This window comes from Mycobacteriales bacterium (assembly GCA_040902655.1).
Lineage (GTDB): Bacteria > Actinomycetota > Actinomycetes > Mycobacteriales > SCTD01 > SCTD01.
This window is the reverse complement of the sequence record JBBDWV010000047.1, coordinates 1-16,876: the sequence shown is the minus strand read 5'-3', so window position 1 is coordinate 16,876 and position 16,876 is coordinate 1. Positions and strand designations below refer to the sequence as shown.

Sequence of the window (16,876 nt, the reverse complement as noted above, 5' to 3'; positions counted from 1 at the left end):
ATCATTAATCCGTGTCGACCCTCCACGACGCCCTACTCGCGGATCTGGGTCTGACCCTCTCGCAGAGGACGTCGCATGACCTTCGACGAGACCGCCCGCCGCCCCAACCGCATGTCCGAGCCGGCCGGCGCGGCAGGGTCGGCGCAAAGCCAGCGCGGCGCCACCCTGTCGCCCACCGACAGAATCGTCCGGCAGGTCCTCGCGGTCGACGCGTGGATCGCGGCGCGGCGCGACCTGGAGCGGCAGCTGCGCGCGCCGGGGCGCTCCCGCGACGAGCGGATGGACGTCGAGCGGCAAGTCGAAGCGCTGCGCCGCACCCACGACGCGATCAAGGGCTGCTGCGCGCGCGGCCTGGACGCCGAGATCGAGCCGTTTCACCAGCCCGGTCCGACGGCCGTCGTCGCGCACCGCCACCCCTGGTTCGCCGAGAAGCTCTCCCTGAACCTCGGCGTGCTTGGCGTTGCGGTCCTGGCGTGCACCGACAACGGACCGGAGGCCCTCGGCGCGGTGCTCGCGGAGCAGCCTGACGTCCTGCTCGCCGGGGACCGCCTCGCGATGATGACGGGCATGGACTTCCTGGCCGAGTGCCGCGTGTACGCCCCGGAGACGCTCCTGGCGGTGCAGGCGTCGGACGAGCAGCAGGCCGACGCTCACCGTGCCCTCTCCGACACCGTCTTCCTGCGCCACGTTCCGCCCGCGGCCGTCGCCGAGGCACTCGTCGCCCTGCTACAGATTGCGGCCGCCGCCCCCATCGACGCATAGCTCCAGCGACGACAGAAACCGAGGCACGGCAAGAGCGCTGCCATGGCCAGGACGCGCTGTTGTCGAGGGCGGTCCCGCGGCGACTCGCGCGCCCAGGAGCGCGGGGCTCAACGTCGTGGCGATGCCGGCGGCGGCCATGTGCGATCGCCGAGCCGCCCGGTCAGCACCTGCCGCGCTTGGTCTGACGTGAGGGGAGAGTTGCCAGGTAGCGTCGACGGGGTCTTGTCACCGCGGCCGGACGGAGGGGAAGGCGCACATGGTGCACGGGATCGTGGTCGGGGTCAGCGAGTCAGCTGCCGGAGCGGCGGCTCTCGACTGGGGTCTGCGTCAGGCCGCCTGCCGCAGGGTGCCGCTGGTAGCGGTGCGTGCGTGGGACATCGCGGCGTACGGCCCGTACTACTCCGTTGGGTCAGCGTTGCGGAGCACGTCACCAGACTTCGAGCTCACCGAGTTGCAGATCGCACAGAAGGCGGTCGTCGATGCGGTGCAGCGGGTCCCCGAGGCGGCCGATGTCGACGCGAAGGGCGTAGCCACGCGTGGCCGACCGCCTGAGGTGCTGGTCGCCGCAGCGAAGGACTCGGACCTGCTCGTCCTCGGCACCCGTGGCGTCGGGGCGCTGTCCAGGGTGGTGCACCTAGGGTCGGTCACCTCGTCTGTCCTGCACCACGCACATGGGCCTGTCGCGGTCATACCGGAGGCGACACCTGCGACACCCGGATCGCCTCAGCGGGTGGCTGTTGGCGTCGACGGGTCGGCAGCGTCACTGCGGGCACTCACCTGGGCGGTCTCTCACGCCCGGTTCACCGGAGCGACTCTCGTGCCACTGTCCGTCGTCGGCAGCCGCGACGACGAGACGGGGACGGCGTCGCTGCACGCCGCTGCCAAGGCTGCCGGGTCCGGGGACCTGATCGTCGAGCCGCAGGTACGTCACGGCAACGTGTCGCAGGAGCTGCTCGCCGCTGCGGCCGAGGCGGACCTGCTGGTCATCGGCTCCCGCGGAAGAGGTGGCTTCGCCTCGCTGCTGCTCGGCTCGACGAGCAGCCAGGTCGCCGGCCACTCCACCCGGCCGGTCGTGGTGGTCCGCCCGGACTAGCGGCGGCCTGCCCCCGACTCGAGCCCTCGGCGACGTGTCAAGAGCCACATCACGCAGCGACCGGAACACCCTTACGTGACAGTAGGTTGCACTCAGTAGCCACACGCCGGGCGAGCCGCCCCAGCGGCCACCTCCCCCATCTTGTCCTGCAAGCCCCTGCATTGCAGTTGGTGACGCCCGCGCGTAGTCGCGGATCCGCCAGCTGCTGCCCCGCACCAGAAGGCAGCCACTTGACCCCCCGCACCGTCAGCACCGTTGCCCGACCGTCGCGTCGCGAGCGTTTCCACGACGCCTGGCTTGCCCGCCCGGTCCCGAACCTGCTGTCCGGCCTGGTCGTCGCGCTGGCGCTCATCCCCGAAGCCATCGCGTTCTCCATCATCGCCGGTGTCGACCCGAAGGTCGGGCTGTACGCCTCCTTCAGCATCAGCATGATCATCGCGTTCGCCGGCGGCCGCCGAGCGATGATCTCAGCCGCGACGGGTGCGATGGCGCTGGTGATGGTGCCGCTGGTCCGCGACCACGGCGTGGAGTACTTGTTCGTCGCGACGATCCTCACCGGCGCCTTCCAGGTGGTACTCGGGCTGCTCGGCGTCGGCCGGCTGATGCGGTTCATCCCGCGCACGGTCATGGTTGGCTTCGTCAACGCCTTGGCGATTCTGATCTTCCTGGCGCAGATGCCGTACTTCCTCGGCGGCGGCACTGCCGTCTACGCGCTGGTCGCCGTTGGCCTGCTCGTGATGTACGCCCTCCCCCGGCTCACCACGGCGATCCCGGCGCCGCTGGTCGCGATCGTCGCCCTCACCGGCGCAGCCGCCTACTTCAAGCTCGACGTGCCCAGCGTCGGCGACCTCGGCGAGCTCCCCACCGCGCTGCCCTGGGTCGCCCTTCCGCAGGTGCCGCTCGCGATCGAGACGCTGCAGATCGTGGCGCCGTACGTCGTGGCGCTCGCGTTCATCGGGCTGCTCGAGTCGCTGCTGACCGCGCAGATCCTGGACGACATGACCGACACCGGGTCGGACAAGAACAAGGAGTGCCGCGGCCAGGGCGTCGCCAACGTCACGACCGGCTTCCTCGGCGGCATGGCCGGCTGCGCGATGATCGGCCAGTCGATGATCAACATCAAGTCGGGTGGTCGCACCCGACTGTCGACGTTCTCGGCCGGCTTCTTCCTCCTCGTACTCATCCTGGTCTTCGGTGACCTCATCGGCATCATCCCGATGGCCGCTCTCGTCGCGGTGATGTTCGTTGTGGCCGTTGCCACGTTCGACTGGACGAGTCTGCACCTACGCAGCCTGCGCCGTACGCCCAAGAGCGAGACCGCGGTGATGGTCGTCACCGTCGCGATCGTCATCTACACCCACAACCTGGCCTACGGCGTCGTGGCCGGCGTGCTGCTCGCCGCGATCTTCTTCGCCCGCAAGGTCGCGCACCTGGCCGAGGTGACCAGCGGGCTGGAGCCCGATGGCGGGCAGCGCGTCTACGCGGTTACCGGTGAGCTGTTCTTCGCCTCCACCAACGAGCTCGTTCACTCCTTCGACTACGCCGACCCGACGCCGAGGGTGGTCATCGACCTCACCAACGCGCACGTCTGGGACGGTTCCGCTGTCGCGACGTTGGACGCGGTGGTGGCGAAGTTCGCTGCTCGTGGAGTCACCGCCGAGCTGGTCGGGTTGAACGACCAGAGCCAGGCGCTGCACACCCGGCTCACCGGCCAGCACACCGGCTCGCACTGATCAGCGTTGCGCGAGCTTGACGCGGTACATCGCACGATCGGCCTGACGAAGCAGGTCCGAGGCGTCGCTGCCGAGCTCAGCCACGGCGACGCCCAGGCTGGCCGCGACCTTCAGCACCCCCTCAGAGGTCTGCACGGGATCGCGAAGCGCCTTGCGAATGCGCGCGGCGAGCTCAGTGGGTTCCACCGCGGCAGTGACCCGCGTCAGGATGACGAACTCGTCCCCACCCAGCCGGGCAACGGTGTCGTTGTCGCGGACGCAGGAACGCAGTCGCCGAGCCACGGCGGCGAGCACCTCATCGCCGACGGCATGGCCGTAGCTGTCGTTGATCGGCTTGAAGCCGTCGAGGTCCGCGACGAGCAGTGCGACCCGGCCCTGCTCGGGCGCTTCGAGCGCACGGGTGAGCTGCTCCTCCAGCTCGTACCGGTTCGCCAGCCCGGTGAGGGCATCGAACCTGGCCTGGCGGCGCAGGACCGCAGCGGCTCGGTCGCCCTCGGTCTCCACCTCGACCCGCCTATCGAGTCCCGAAGCAGCAGGTGCGTGATCGGGCCTCCTTCGTCGTCGGCGGTCCACTCGAGGGTCTCGACCGGGATGCGGACCGTCCCGCACACCACCCACCGGCGCTCGGGGAACAGGCCGGTGCTGTCTCGGCCTGTCAGCGCGAGCACCGAGGCCAGTGCGAAAACCGACAACGTCAGCCGGCTGGGCGCCCAGCAGCTTCGTGCTCGCCGCGTTCCAGCGCACAATGCGACCGGCCGCGTCCGTCGAGATGACGGCCTCGGGACAGCCATCCAACGGCGATGCTGCTCCCACTGAGGTCGATCCGGCCCGGCCGGGCGGTAGCGCTTCGGGCCGCCCCTGCGGAGCCGGATCACATGAAGATGCCGGCACCGGCCGCACCTGGACGGCCGCGCGATGTCGTCTTCACGGCTTCAGCCTTCTTACGCCTCGACGGGCAGATCGGGAAGATCGGGCCAGAGCTCACGAAGCCCGCCGTACCGCTTCTCCGGCAGAAGCGACGACAGCGCGAGAAGGACCTCGGTAGACGCGTGCTCCTCCTTGGCGATCTCGACAAGCTCAGCGCGAGTCTTGGCCACGCCGGTGAAGCGGTGCCCTATGGCGTCGACGATCTCCATCCGGCTGGTCTTGAACACGTACGTGTCATGGGTCATGTGGCTCTCCGTCAGGTCGAGAACGTGCGGCGTGTGATCAGGCGTTCAGGTACTCAGGGCGTGCGTGTGGGTCAGTCCGTTCCGGCGATGAGGGGTTCGAGTTTCAGGTCGGGGTGGTCGCGTTCCAGTCGTTGCAGCCGCCACTTGCCGGCGACCAGCGCGAGCAGCGCGCCGTCGTTGGCGCGGGTGAGGACCTCGACGCCGCTCTCGCGGTTCAGGACAGGTTCGGAGGCTGCGTCGGTCAGCCGCGCGAGGCTGTACTCGAGCGGCGAGAGCTCGACCGGCGCGGAGAACTCACTCGCCATCCGGTGCGCGGCAACCTCGAACTGCATCGGACCGACGGCAGCGAGCACCGGTGCCTGGTCGCCGCGGCGGTCGGAGCGCAGGACCTGCACGACGCCTTCCTGCTCGAGCTGCTCGATGCCGCGCCGGAACTGCTTGTACCGACCGCTGTCGAGTGCGCGGCAGACGGCGAAGTGCTCCGGGGCGAAGCTGGGGATCGCGGGGAAGACGACCGGCTCGCCGGCGTACAGGCTGTCGCCGACCCGCAGCGCTGCGGCGTTGACCAGACCGATGACGTCGCCCGGGTAGGCGACGTCCAGCGTGTGGCGCTCCCGGCCGAAGACCTGTTGGGCGTACTTGGTCGCGAACGGCCGGCCGGACGCCGCGTGGGTGACGACCATCCCTCGTTCGAAGACACCCGAGCAGACGCGTGCGTACGCCAGTCGGTCGCGGTGCTGCGCATCCATTCCGGCCTGGATCTTGAACACGAAGGCGCTGAACGGCGCCTCGGCCGGTCGCGGCCGCTCATGCTCGTCGTCCCGTTCGGCAGCGCTGGGTGCGATGCGCACCAGCTCGTCGAGCAGCCGTCCCACACCGAAGTTCAGCACCGCCGCGGCGAACAGCACTGGTGTCGTGTCACCTGAGAGGAAGCTGCCGGCGTCGAAGTCGGCGCTGGTCGCGGACAGCAGCTCGCTCTCCTCGACCGCGGTGGTCCAGTCGTCGCCGTAGCGGGCGAGGGCCTGGGCGGGGCTCAGGTGCTCCTCGGGGGCGATCGTCGCACCACCGGCAGTGCGTGTGTAGGAGGTCATGGTGCCGTCGCGGCGGTCCAGGACGCCGTGGAAGTCCCCGGCGATCCCGACCGGCCAGGTCAGCGGCGTCGGGGAGATGCCGATGCGCTCGCTGATCTCGTCCATCAGCTCCAGTGCCGCGCGCCCCGGACGGTCCCACTTGTTCACCACGGTGATGATCGGAATGCGGCGGAAGCGACAGACCTGGAACAGCTTCAGCGTCTGCGGCTCCAGGCCCTTGGCCGCATCCAGGAGCATGACGGCGCAGTCGACCGCCGCCAGGACCCGGTAGGTGTCCTCGCTGAAGTCGGCGTGTCCCGGGGTGTCCAGCAGGTTGATGATGCAGTCGCCGTAGGAGAACTGCAGCGCCGCCGAGGTGATGGAGATGCCGCGGGCCTTCTCCATCTCCATCCAGTCCGAGACGGTGCTCTTGCGCCCGGCCTTGCCGTGGATGTGCCCGGCTTCGCCGATGACGTGCGCATGCAGCGCGAGCGCCTCCGTCAGGGTGGACTTGCCGGCGTCGGGGTGGCTGATCACGGCGAAGGTCCGGCGCCGGGCGGCCTGCGCCCTCACCTCGGCGGCAGCCGCTGCCGAGGCGGCAACGTCGGAGGCTGCCGTCACCGGCGGACGCGCCCCACGGTCGTTGCCACAAGTTGCCCCCAACGGTCCGCCGGCAGCGGGTGCGGTGACTCCGCGCGTTCGTCGCAGGCGCCGGCGCTGCCACGGCCTGGTTCTGACATCGGCTCCTCCTCCGGCCTGCTCGAACAACATACCCTGACGTTACGGTAGGTTCATCCGACAGCGCCGAGGAGGTGTGGCATTCCGACGATCCGTTTCGTCACGTCCGACGGCGTTCGCACGATCGATGCTGATCGGGTCGTCTCGGACTCGCAGGTGTTCGTCGCCGAGCGTCGTGAGAACGGCAGCTGGCTGCGTGTGCTGACGCTTCCGCGGGCATCGGTGCGTTCCGTCGATCGCCGCCTGCCCGCTCCCGCGGTTGATGCCTGGGTGGCCGAGGACGTGCGCACATCAGCGGGGTTGTCCAGCCCGCACGCGGCGGTCGACGAGGAGTTCCCTGCCAAGCCGCGGCGCCGAAGCCGCATGCGGCTGCCGCGGACGAAGAGACTTGAAGGCAGATCATGAGAGTTCTCGTAGCGGGCGCGCCCGGCGCGGGCAAGGGCACCCAGGCGGCCCGGCTGGCGTACGAACTGGGTGTCCCACACATCGCCAGCGGCGACCTGGTGCGGGAGAGCATGGCGTCAGGAACGGCGGCCGGCGTTGCTGTCCGCAAAGCGGTCGCCCGGGGCGACCTGGTGCCGGATGACGTGATCGTCGACATCCTGCGATCGACTCTCTTGCTGGCCGCCTCCCGAGGCGGATACGTGCTCGACGGGTTCCCGCGCACCCTCAAGCAGGTCGAGGCGATGCAAGGGATGCTCGAGACGAACGGGCTCCTCGTCGAGCTCGTCGTCCAACTCCACGTGCCTGAGGCGGCTCTCACCCAGCGGCTGCTCGCCCGTGGTCGCGAGGATGACAGCGCCACCGTGATCGAGCATCGCCTGGCGGTGTACCGTTCGCAGACGGTCCCCATGCTCGACGCGTATGCGCGCGCAGAAGGCCGTCCTCATCGACGGGACCGGCCCCGTGGACGTCGTGAGCGCCGCGATCATCAGGAACATGCAGGAACGGCTCCTGCGCCGGCGGCTGGCGTCGTGAGGTCGTCCGTACAGGCCGGTCGGGATCGTCGGGCCGACTCGGCCGCATCGGTAACCTCGGGCCGCATGGCCGCGGCGTTCGGAAGGAGCCCACTGTGAGCGAGTCCGGGCACGTGCAGATCGGCGACGTCGCCGAGCGCACCGGGCTGAGCCTTCGCACGATCCGCTGGTACGAAGAGGTCGGTCTGGTCCCGCCGTCGGCCCGCACCAGTGGTGGCTTCAGGCTGTACACCGATGCCGACATCGAGCGTCTCGAGCTGGTCAAGCGGATGAAGCCGCTCGACTTCACGCTCGAGGAGATGCGCGACCTGCTGCTCACCGTCGACCAGCTCGATGATCCGACCACGCGTGCGGCGGAGCGCTCGGCGCTGCGGGAGCGACTGGTGATGTACCGGGAGCTGGCCGATCAGCGCGTCGAGGCGCTCCGGAGCCAGCTCGCCAGCGCCGAGCTGTTCGCACAGAGCCTGGCCGAACGCGGCAGCGCCCGTGGAGGTGCCCGCCGTCGCATCCAGTGAAGGCGATTCCCGCAGTGGATGAGCAGGAGCGAAGATGACGATGTTCCGCATTCGGGCCGTCGACGGCTCGACCCGCTCGGTGACGGCCGGGCGGCTGCTGGTTGCGGACGCCGAGGTGCGCTTCCAGTCTCCAGCGACCTCAGGGTGGGTCACCGTCGACAGTGCTCCACTGGCGGAGGTCCTGACGATCGAACGGCGGTTCAACGAGCCGGACGGCCGCATCCGCTGGGTCGACGAGCCGGAGGCCAACGACGCAGCCGCCGCGATGCGTGCCGAGACCGTGGAGGCGCGGCCGGAGCCGATCATCCCGGAGATCACGCCTCCCCGTCCCACGAGCTCGCAGGTGGCGGCGAGTGCTCCGCCGCCGCCTGCGGTCAGCGCCCGCGACGTGTACTGCCCTGCGTGCGGCGAGGCGGACGAGCTCACCGGCCGTCGCGACGGCGGCGCGATCCTGCTGACCTGTCACACGTGCGGCTACGACGGGCCGCGTCGTGCCAAGCGACGATGCCCCACCTGCGGAGCTGAGGACCTGGTCGAGCGACCGAAGGCCCTGGTGGAGCGCTCGCGGGGGACCCAGCTCAGTGTCGTCGGCTACGGCACCATCGTGCTCTGTCGCGTCTGCGACGCAGGTGACCTCGCAGCCGCGCTCGCACATGGCGGCGCCGTGCTGCCCAAGGAGCTCCCGACGGTCGATCCGCAGACGCTGCGCGAGATGGGCGGCGGATCCGCCGCCGCTGCTCAGCCGAGGCAGTGAGCGGAGCACACGGCCGCCGCCCTGTCGTCGCGGTCGCCAATCGCCTGCCGGTGCAGGCAGGGCACGCCGGGTGAGAGCTCTCGCCGGGTGGTCTGGTCACGGCGCTGCGTCCGGTGATGAGCGCCCGGTCCGGCGCGTGGGTCGGCTGGGACGGTGGCACGAAGGGCACGCCGTCGCGACTGCCGGAGCTGTCGATCGAACTGGCGCCGGTCACGCTGACGGCGGCTCAGGTGCGGGATTACTACCACGGCTTCGCCAACCGAACGCTGTGGCCGTTGCTGCACAACGCGATCGAGAAGCCGGTGTTCGACCGTGGATGGTGGGCGGCCTACAAGGGGGTAAACGAGCGCTTCGCCGACGGTGCGGCCGCGGCGCTGGACCGCAACGACGACGCGCTGCTGTGGGTGCACGACTATCACCTGCTGCTCGTGCCGGAGCTGGTGCGGCGGCGACGGCCGCAGCAGCGCAGTGGGCTGTTCCTGCACACCCCGTGGCCCTCGCCGGACGTGTTCGCCCGCGTGCCGTGGCGCAAGGAGCTGCTGCTGGGTCCGCTGGGCGCGGACGTCGTCAGCTTCTACACCGACCGGTACCGCAAGAACTTCGTCCGTGCATGTGGTCGGCTCCTCGGCGCGGACGGAGTGAAGGTCCGGGGTGGCGACCTGCGCCTTCCTGACGGTCGGGAGGTGCGCACCACGGCCTCGCCGATCTCTATCGACGTCGCCCAGTTCGCCTCGCTCGCGACGTCAGACAGGGTCGGTGACGACATCGCGTTGCTGCGCGAGCAATTTTCCGGTCGCAAGGTGCTGCTCGGGGTGGACCGGCTCGACTACACCAAGGGGATCCTGGAGCGGCTACTGGCCTTCGAGTCACTCCTCGAGAGGCGGCCCGACCTGCGCGACCAGCTCGTGTTCGTGCAGGTCGCCGTACCCAGCCGTGACGACGTCCGGGAGTACCGCCAGCTGCGCAGCCAGGTCGAGCAGATCACCGGCCGCATCAACGGGCGCTTCACCAGCCCGGGCAAGGACGTTCCCGTTCACTACCTCTACCGGTCGCTGCCACCGCCGTCACTGACGGCCTACTACGCCGCCGCCGACGTCATGCTCGTGACGCCGCTGGTCGACGGGATGAACCTCGTCGCCAAGGAGTACGTCGCTGTCCAGTCCGCTCGAGGCTGCTCCGGCCTGCTCCTGCTCAGCGAGTTCACCGGAGCGGCCGTCGAGCTCAAAGACGCCATCCTGTGCAACCCCTTCGATGTGGACGGGCTGTCGTCGCTGATAGAGCACGCGCTGACCATCCCCGAGACTGCGCGTCGCCGCGCGATGACGGCGCTCGCCCGTCGCGTGACCACGCACGACGTCCATCGCTGGGTCGAGGTGCAGCTCGGCGACATCAGTGCCCCGGTGGGACAGTGACACCGCCGACGGTCACATCCGGGACGGCCGGTGGCCGGACGACAAGAGCGGCTCCGGCTACCAGCAGCGGGAGCAGCGCACAGCAGGCCAACACGGGCCGGTAGCTGCGGGTCGCCTCCCGCACGACCGCGAAGAGCACCGGCCCGAAGGCTGTCGAACCGACGGAGAACGCAGCCACCAGTCCGCGCACCGAGCCCAGGTGCGCGGTCCCGAACACCCTCGGCACCGTCGCGGCCTCCAGCGTGCGGACGCTGCCGCCGGCTGCGCCCATGGTCAGCCCAAAGCCGATGGCGGACGCGCCGGGCTGCACGACCGTTCCCCACGCCAGGCCGGCGGCGAGCAGGAGCATGCAGCCCGACAGCGCGAGCGAGGGCGGCACCCGATCTACCAGGGTGCCAACGGCGAAGGTGGCCAGCAACGCCGCGGCAGTCTGCGGCAGGAAGTTCGCCGCCGCCTCCGTCATCGACAGTCCCCCCTCACCGAGCAGGCTGATCTGGTGGAAGGCGACCGCGGTCGCGAGCATCCCGCTCACCGACACAGCCGCGGTGACCAGCCAGAACCAGCCGGTACGCACCGCCTGGGCACGCGTCATCTGGACAGCCCCGGTTCGGGACGGCCCGCCTACGGGCCCCCCGTCCGGGCGCTGCCCGAGCTGCTCGGGGCTGTCCTTCATCACCAGCAGGGCCAAGGGGATGACGGTCAGCCAGACCAGCAGGCCTTCGCCCGCCCACACCGCACGCCACCCGTACGCCGACACGAGACGCTCCAACAGGACCGGCGCGAGGCTGATGCCGGCAGCTCCCACAGCCGACACGGTCCCCACCGCTACACCCCGACGGCGGGTGAACCAGAGAGCGGTAGCTGTGGTCGCCGTCAGCCCGAGTGCACCCTGCCCGGCCATGCGGATGCCCACAAAGCCCGCCGTCACCCCGACGATGCCGGTCACCGTCGACAGACCGATGAGGAACGCCCCGAACACCACTCCGACCACCGCCATCGTCCGACGGACGCCGTGACGGTCCAGCGCGCGACCCACCAACGGCATGGCCAAGGCGCCGGTCAGCGTCCCCACCAGGTAGGCCGTCGACAGGGCCGTGCGGGACAGGTTGAGCTCCGCGAGCATCGGCTCGATGAACGCCGACACCGCCGCGGTCTGTCCCGGCGCCGTCAGCACGACGGCCGCGCTGGACGCGGCGACGATCCGCCAGCCGTAGAAGCCGTCCGGCGAGCGGGCGCCCGAGCGGAGCTCGGCTCCCTCGACGGCAATGCCCGCTACCTCGGGAGCCGCTCCTTCCGGAGCCGACGCTCCGGAAGGGTCCGCCGCCGCCGTCACTGTCGCGATCCTACGGCCGCCCCAGCGAGCTGCGGAGCATGACCCTTCCAGTCGCGGCGTCCGGGTCATCTCGACATGGCCGACTTCCGGTCGTCTGCGGCGGCAGGTAGGCCGATTAGATGTCTGTCTAATTCGTGGCATGATGAACAGGTGCCCAAGACGCTGCCCGCGCTCGACGTTCGAGAGCCGGTATGCGGGGCGACCCTGAGCTCCGGCCCGCTCGGCGAATCAGAAGCGCTGGGTATCGCCCTTCGCCTGAAGGCCTTGGCCGATCCCGTACGCGTGCGAATGATGTCGATGCTGCTGGCGCAGTCCGCGACGGGCGTGTGCACGTGTGACCTGGCGCCGGCGCTGGGCCTGTCGGAGGCGACTGTCAGCCACCACCTCAAGCAGCTCCGGGATGCGGGGCTGGCCGAGGGGATTCGGCAGGGTCCGAACGTCTTCTACCGCGCCCGGCTGGACGCGCTCGGCGCGCTGTGCCGCGTGATCGACCCCGCCTGCTGCTGACCCGAGGAGACCTGAACGTGAGCGACTCCGTCGCTGAGAAGCCCCTCGCGGGGACGGACCTCGACACCCCGGTCATGGGCCGGCTGTCCACCCTCGACCGCTTCCTGCCCGTGTGGATCATGGCCGCCATGGCCGCTGGCCTGCTTCTGGGAAGGGTGTTCGGCAGGCTCGACGAGGCTCTGGACACGGTCAAGGTCGCTGACGTCAGTCTGCCGATCGCCATCGGGCTGCTGCTGATGATGTACCCGGTGCTGGCGAAGGTCCGGTACGGCGAGCTCGGAACGGTCACCGGGGACCGCCGGCTGCTCGTCAGCTCGCTGGTGATCAACTGGCTGCTCGCTCCTGCGTTGATGTTCGCCCTGGCGTGGATCTTCCTGCCCGACCTGCCGGAGTACCGCACCGGGCTGATCATCGTGGGGCTCGCGCGGTGCATCGCGATGGTGCTGATCTGGAACGACCTGTCGTGCGGCGACAGGGAGGCCGCCGCGGTCCTGGTCGCGATCAACAGCATCTTCCAGATCTTCGCGTTCGCGGCGCTCGGCTACTTCTACCTGGAGCTGCTGCCCGGCTGGCTCGGGCTGGGCCAGGAGTCCCTCGACGTGAGCGTCTGGACCATCGCCACGTCCGTCCTGGTCTTCCTCGGCATCCCGCTGCTGCTCGGGTTCCTCACCCGTCTGCTGGGCGAGCGCACCGAGGGTCGGGACTGGTACGAGACCCGGCTGCTGCCGAAGATCGGGCCGGTCGACTGTACGGATTGCTGTTCACCATCGTGGTGCTGTTCGCCCTCCAGGGCGACACCATCACCCGCCAGCCGCTCGACGTCGTGCGGATCGCCGTGCCGCTGCTCGTCTACTTCGCCATCACCTTCGCCGGGTCGTTCCTGCTCGGCCACCGACTCGGTCTGGGCTACCCCCGCACCGCCACGCTGTCCTTCACCGCCGCCGGCAACAACTTCGAGCTCGCGATCGCCGTGTCCATCGGCGTGTTCGGCGTGACCAGCGGACAGGCCCTGGCCGTCGTCGTCGGCCCGCTCATCGAGGTTCCCGTCCTCGTCGCGCTGGTCTACGCCGCCCTGTGGGGCCGGCGGCGCTTCTACCCCGAGACAGAGACCGAGACGCTGGGAGCGGTGCGATGACGAACAAGCCTGTGATCCTGTTCGCCTGCGTCCACAACGGCGGGCGGAGCCTGGCCGCGAAGGTCCTGGCCGAGCACCACGGCCAGGGACGGCTCCACGTCCGGTCCGCCGGCAGCGAGCCCGGCAGCGGATTGAACCCGGTCGTCGTGCAGGTACTGGAGGAACGCGGCCTGAGCACCGCAGGCGAGCACCCCCGGCTCCTCACGTACGACGGCGTTCAGGAAGCCGACGTCGTCATCACGATGGGCTGCGGGGAGAGCTGCCCTGTCTTCCCGGGCAATACCTACGAGGACTGGACACTGCAAGACCCCAAGGGCCAGGACCTCAAGACGGTCCGAGGGATCGTCGACGACATCGAGCAGCGCGTGATCGACCTGCTCTTCAGAATCGGCTGAAGCCCGACCGCAAGGCAGCACGCCAGGTCGCGGCTGCTCGCCGTTGACCTCTCGGCGTCCGTACAAGTGCGCGTCCCCATCACCGCAACCCGGCGGATCATCCGGCGTGGTCGAGCGAGCGAATCGTGGCGAACCGCAGCGAACAATGCGCTCTGAGGGCTCAACTCAGCGGCCATGTCCCTGCCACATTGGAGTCAGACACCCGGCCTGACCTGCGAAGACACACGCGGCGTCCGTTCTCGATCCCCAGAATCCGTCTTTCGATCTTGGTCCACCTCCCCGGCTTGGCTGACCGACTCGACGCAAAAGGCCCAGGTCAGAGCACCGGCCCAGGGGAATCCCGGTGGACATCCTGACACGGCTCGGGCGATCAGGTTCCAAGAACGAGTGCCGTGTCACGTGCTCGCCGTGCGGATCTGACCAGTGCAATGGAGCAGCAGCTCTCGCCGCCGAGCTGTCCCGGTGGTCTGCGCGCGTCTCCACTGACGCTGTCCCACACTCCCCTGGCTTTTCGGCACGAGCGGAAGTCGCGGTCCGGAGCGCTCACAGGCGAACCGAGGAGAAGTCCGAGTCTTCAAGGCAGAAGGTCGAGGTACTTCTTGCGGGCAGGCATCGCGTGGATGACCAATTCCTCGCCCGTCTCGAGAATGAGAACGAGCACCACCGTTTACAGGAGCCGGGCGACGGTGTCGAAGCGCAGCCGCAGCTCGCGGTACGGAGGGCCGTCATCGTCAATGGGTTCGATCCACAGCGACTACTGCGCTGCCTGGATGACGTCATTTGGGGAGACGCCGTGCTTGAGCGCGCTCGTGTGAACGCTCACGCAGGCAGGTGGGCCAGCGCGACCCGGATCATCTCGGACCTGCTCATGTCCCTTTTGGCGGCGGCCTCGTCGAGAGCCTCGAGCTCCTCGGCTGTCAGCCGGACGGCCACGACCCGCATCGGTTCAGCGCCACGACCGGGGCGTCCGCGACCCCGAGCCTTGAGGTCGTCGACCCTGTATCCCGCCTCGGCCTCGTCGGCCCATTGCTGGATCTGCTCTTCGCTCACCACGTAAAAATCGTATAACGAAAGTGGCGGCAACGACAGGGCCTGACGGCGACGGCCGGGGCAACGCCGCCCGTCCATCAGCAGCACCCGACTCGGGGCTTGAGCGGGCATCTGCCGACTCCTGGTCGGAAGCCTTGCGCTTGCACCGGGGCGGGTGGGGTCACCCCTACGCGACACATCCGCCCGGTCACCAGGCTCGCGGTGCAGTGATCCACAGCGTCCCGGACCCTGCCCCGGGCGATCAGGATGAGTAGCGCCGGCCGCCGCTAGCGGGAGTTTCCCCCTTGGAGTGATCAAGGTGAGTCGTCTCGGCCGGTCGTGCCCTCGGTTTCTTCTGCCTTGTAGCTGATTCCGGCCGTGTCGGTGATCGATCTGTTGGCGCTTCTGGTGTAAGACCTAAAGTGTGGCGCATGTGGTGGGGAAGAAGATCAGCGGGCAGACGTACTACTACCTGCGTGAGATGGCCCGGGTCGACGGCAAGCCCAAGGTCGTGTCGCAGACCTATCTGGGAAAGGCCGAGGACATCGCGGCGGCGGTCGCCGGGTCGGGTCCGGTCGGCATCGAGCCGGCCCGTAGCCGGCACCTGGCGTTCGGGGATCTGGCTGCGGTGTGGGCGATCCTGGACCGGCTCGGCGTCATCGACATCATCGATGAGGCGGCCGGGGCGCGTCGCGCCGATGCCGCGGCCAGCGTCGGGACCTACCTGGCGCTGGCGGTCACCAACCGGGTGGTCGACCCGCGGTCCAAGCGCGGCTTCGCTGACTGGTGGGCCAGCACCGCGGGAGACCGGCTGGTCAAGCTTCCGGCCGCCGCACTGGACCACCGCCGGTTCTGGGACGCGATGGACAGCCTGGATGACAACGCTCTGCGCACCGCCGAACGAGCGATCACCGCCCGGATGGTCAGCGAGTTCGGGCTGGACCTGTCCGGCCTGGCGCTGGACATGACCAACTTCGCGACCTTCATCGACTCGACCAACACCCGCGCCCCGATCGCGCAGCGCGGGCACGCCAAGCAGAAACGCACCGACCTGCGGCTGATCGGGCTCGGCCTGGTCGTCAGCCGCGACGGCGGCGTCCCAGTGGTTTCCCACACCTACCGCGGTAACGCCCCTGACGTCACCCAGTTCCCCACCCTGATCGCCGAGCTGGCCGAGCGCTACCTCGCCGCCGGAGGTCAGGCCGCCGGCCTGACGGTGGTGTTCGACGCCGGCCAGAACTCCGCCGGCAACTTCGCCCAGCTCACCGACGCCGGACTGCACTACGTCGGCTCCCTGCCACCGGCCGAGCACCCCGACCTGCTCGCCATCGACCGGCGCCGCTACCGCACCGTGGACGCCGACCGGTTCCCCGGACTGACCGCACACGCCACCCGCGCGCACGCCCTGGGCGCTGACCGCCGGGTGATCTGCACCCACTCGGCGACGCTGCACCAGGCCCAAGCCCGCGGCTTCACCCAGACCCTGGGCAAAGCCACCCGAGCCCTGGACGAGATCGCCGCGACCCTGACCCGCGGCCACGGCCGCCGCGACCGCACCGCGCTGCAAGCCGCGATCAACAAGATCCTGCGGCCCCGCTGGGTCCGCCGCGTCCTGACCGCCACCCTGACCGGCGACACCCCAGGCGACTTCCAGCTCAGCTACACCCTGGACCGCGCCGCCCAGCAAGCGCTGGAAAGCGAGATCTTCGGCAAGCGCCTGCTGGTCACCGACCACGAACACTGGCCGATCAGCGACGTCGTCGCCGCCTACCGCTCCCAATCCGAGGCCGAGGCCGGCTTCCGCCAGCTCAAAGACCCCCACCTGGTCGGCTTCTCCCCGATTTTCCACTGGACCGACAGCAAGATCCGGGTCCACGCCTTCTACTGCGTGCTCGCCCTCGCCGTCGTCCACCTGATGCGCCGCCAAGCCGACGCCGCAGGCCTGAACATGAGCGTGCGGGAACTGCTCGACCAGCTCGCCGGGATCGAGGAAACCGTGCTGCTCTACCCCTCCACCGGAGGCCGCCCACGAGCCCGCCGGATGCTCACCGAACGCACCCCCACCCAGCAACAACTCTTCGACCTATTCGGCCTCGACCGCCACGCCCCAGCCAGTTAGGTACTACACCCGCCCCAGCGCTGCACCCCCGCTGACCTGCACAAACAGCAGTCAAGATCACCGTAGCCAGGAAACTCCCGCTCAGGCCCCGGCGAGCTCGAACCAGACGACCTTGCCGGGGGGAGGCACCGT

General features: G+C 69.5%; 16 protein-coding genes and 1 pseudogene. 12 read left to right on the top strand and 5 right to left on the bottom strand.

Going from position 1 to position 16,876, the window contains the following annotated elements:
* The first annotated feature begins 75 nt into the window (after nt 1-75).
* The 3 genes from WD794_13160 to WD794_13150 all read left to right on the top strand — a co-directional run bounded on the left by WD794_13160 (nt 76) and on the right by WD794_13150 (nt 3,588).
* Nucleotides 76-762, top strand: coding sequence for a hypothetical protein (locus WD794_13160; GenBank protein ID MEX2291259.1), 687 nt, complete (start codon nt 76-78; stop codon nt 760-762).
* Between the two features lie 256 nt (nt 763-1,018).
* Entirely contained in the window at nt 1,019-1,855 is an 837-nt protein-coding gene (locus WD794_13155; GenBank protein MEX2291258.1) for a universal stress protein, read from the top strand.
* A gap of 317 nt (nt 1,856-2,172) precedes the next feature.
* Nucleotides 2,173-3,588 carry a SulP family inorganic anion transporter gene (locus tag WD794_13150; protein ID MEX2291257.1) on the top strand — a complete coding sequence of 472 codons (1,416 nt, stop codon included), beginning with the start codon at nt 2,173-2,175 and terminating at the stop codon, nt 3,586-3,588.
* Here the strand turns inward: WD794_13150 and WD794_13145 are convergent, their stop codons facing one another.
* The 3 genes from WD794_13145 to WD794_13135 form a co-directional block, all read right to left on the bottom strand.
* Nucleotides 3,589-4,092, bottom strand: a complete 504-nt coding sequence (locus WD794_13145; protein ID MEX2291256.1) for a GGDEF domain-containing protein — start codon at nt 4,090-4,092, stop codon at nt 3,589-3,591.
* Nucleotides 4,093-4,529: 437 nt separating this feature from the next.
* Nucleotides 4,530-4,760 carry a hypothetical protein gene (locus WD794_13140; GenBank protein ID MEX2291255.1) on the bottom strand — a complete coding sequence of 77 codons (231 nt, stop codon included), beginning with the start codon at nt 4,758-4,760 and terminating at the stop codon, nt 4,530-4,532.
* A 71-nt stretch (nt 4,761-4,831) separates the two neighbouring features.
* Nucleotides 4,832-6,451 carry a peptide chain release factor 3 gene (locus WD794_13135; GenBank protein MEX2291254.1) on the bottom strand — a complete coding sequence of 540 codons (1,620 nt, stop codon included), beginning with the start codon at nt 6,449-6,451 and terminating at the stop codon, nt 4,832-4,834.
* Between the two features lie 273 nt (nt 6,452-6,724).
* Between WD794_13135 and WD794_13130 the strand changes: the two genes are divergently transcribed.
* The 5 genes from WD794_13130 to WD794_13110 all read left to right on the top strand — a co-directional run bounded on the left by WD794_13130 (nt 6,725) and on the right by WD794_13110 (nt 10,226).
* Complete coding sequence (locus tag WD794_13130; protein MEX2291253.1) at nt 6,725-6,973, top strand: hypothetical protein; 249 nt, start codon at nt 6,725-6,727, stop codon at nt 6,971-6,973.
* Complete coding sequence (locus tag WD794_13125; GenBank protein ID MEX2291252.1) at nt 6,970-7,644, top strand: nucleoside monophosphate kinase; 675 nt, start codon at nt 6,970-6,972, stop codon at nt 7,642-7,644. The genes WD794_13130 and WD794_13125 overlap by 4 nt, the downstream gene beginning before the upstream one ends.
* Nucleotides 7,641-8,060, top strand: coding sequence for a MerR family transcriptional regulator (locus tag WD794_13120; protein MEX2291251.1), 420 nt, complete (start codon nt 7,641-7,643; stop codon nt 8,058-8,060). Before WD794_13125 ends, WD794_13120 begins: the two co-directional genes overlap by 4 nt.
* Before the next feature lie 34 nt (nt 8,061-8,094).
* On the top strand, nt 8,095-8,814 hold the full coding sequence (locus tag WD794_13115; protein MEX2291250.1) for a hypothetical protein: 720 nt from the start codon (nt 8,095-8,097) through the stop codon (nt 8,812-8,814).
* 92 nt (nt 8,815-8,906) lie between these two features.
* Nucleotides 8,907-10,226, top strand: a complete 1,320-nt coding sequence (locus WD794_13110; protein ID MEX2291249.1) for a trehalose-6-phosphate synthase — start codon at nt 8,907-8,909, stop codon at nt 10,224-10,226.
* Here the strand turns inward: WD794_13110 and WD794_13105 are convergent.
* A complete protein-coding gene (locus WD794_13105; GenBank protein MEX2291248.1) occupies nt 10,204-11,559 on the bottom strand; it encodes an MFS transporter in 1,356 nt (451 codons plus the stop codon). The two genes, WD794_13110 and WD794_13105, sit on opposite strands and share 23 nt — an antisense overlap.
* Nucleotides 11,560-11,709: 150 nt before the next feature.
* Between WD794_13105 and WD794_13100 the strand changes: the two genes are divergently transcribed.
* From WD794_13100 to WD794_13090, 3 genes and pseudogenes are all read left to right on the top strand, one after another.
* Nucleotides 11,710-12,066, top strand: a complete 357-nt coding sequence (locus WD794_13100; protein ID MEX2291247.1) for an Rv2640c family ArsR-like transcriptional regulator — start codon at nt 11,710-11,712, stop codon at nt 12,064-12,066.
* 74 nt (nt 12,067-12,140) lie between these two features.
* A pseudogene (gene arsB / locus WD794_13095) lies at nt 12,141-13,201 on the top strand (ACR3 family arsenite efflux transporter).
* Entirely contained in the window at nt 13,198-13,596 is a 399-nt protein-coding gene (locus WD794_13090; GenBank protein ID MEX2291246.1) for an arsenate reductase ArsC, read from the top strand. The pseudogene arsB and the gene WD794_13090 overlap by 4 nt, the downstream one beginning before the upstream one ends.
* Nucleotides 13,597-14,415: 819 nt before the next feature.
* Here the strand turns inward: WD794_13090 and WD794_13085 are convergent.
* A complete protein-coding gene (locus WD794_13085) occupies nt 14,416-14,649 on the bottom strand; it encodes a CopG family transcriptional regulator (GenBank protein MEX2291245.1) in 234 nt (77 codons plus the stop codon).
* A 400-nt stretch (nt 14,650-15,049) separates the two neighbouring features.
* On the opposite strand from WD794_13085, the gene WD794_13080 reads away from it, so the two are divergent.
* A complete protein-coding gene (locus WD794_13080) occupies nt 15,050-16,744 on the top strand; it encodes an IS1634 family transposase (protein ID MEX2291244.1) in 1,695 nt (564 codons plus the stop codon).
* The last annotated feature ends 132 nt before the right edge of the window (nt 16,745-16,876 follow it).

What these genes read in the sequence shown, in the direction of transcription:
- WD794_13160 (MEX2291259.1), top strand. Translation starts at nt 76, where the DNA reads ATGACCTTCGACGAGACCGCCCGCCGCCCCAACCGCATGTCCGAGCCG.
- WD794_13155 (MEX2291258.1), top strand. Translation starts at nt 1,019, where the DNA reads ATGGTGCACGGGATCGTGGTCGGGGTCAGCGAGTCAGCTGCCGGAGCG.
- WD794_13140 (MEX2291255.1), bottom strand. Translation starts at nt 4,760, where the DNA reads ATGACCCATGACACGTACGTGTTCAAGACCAGCCGGATGGAGATCGTC.
- WD794_13125 (MEX2291252.1), top strand. Translation starts at nt 6,970, where the DNA reads ATGAGAGTTCTCGTAGCGGGCGCGCCCGGCGCGGGCAAGGGCACCCAG.
- WD794_13115 (MEX2291250.1), top strand. Translation starts at nt 8,095, where the DNA reads ATGACGATGTTCCGCATTCGGGCCGTCGACGGCTCGACCCGCTCGGTG.
- WD794_13090 (MEX2291246.1), top strand. Translation starts at nt 13,198, where the DNA reads ATGACGAACAAGCCTGTGATCCTGTTCGCCTGCGTCCACAACGGCGGG.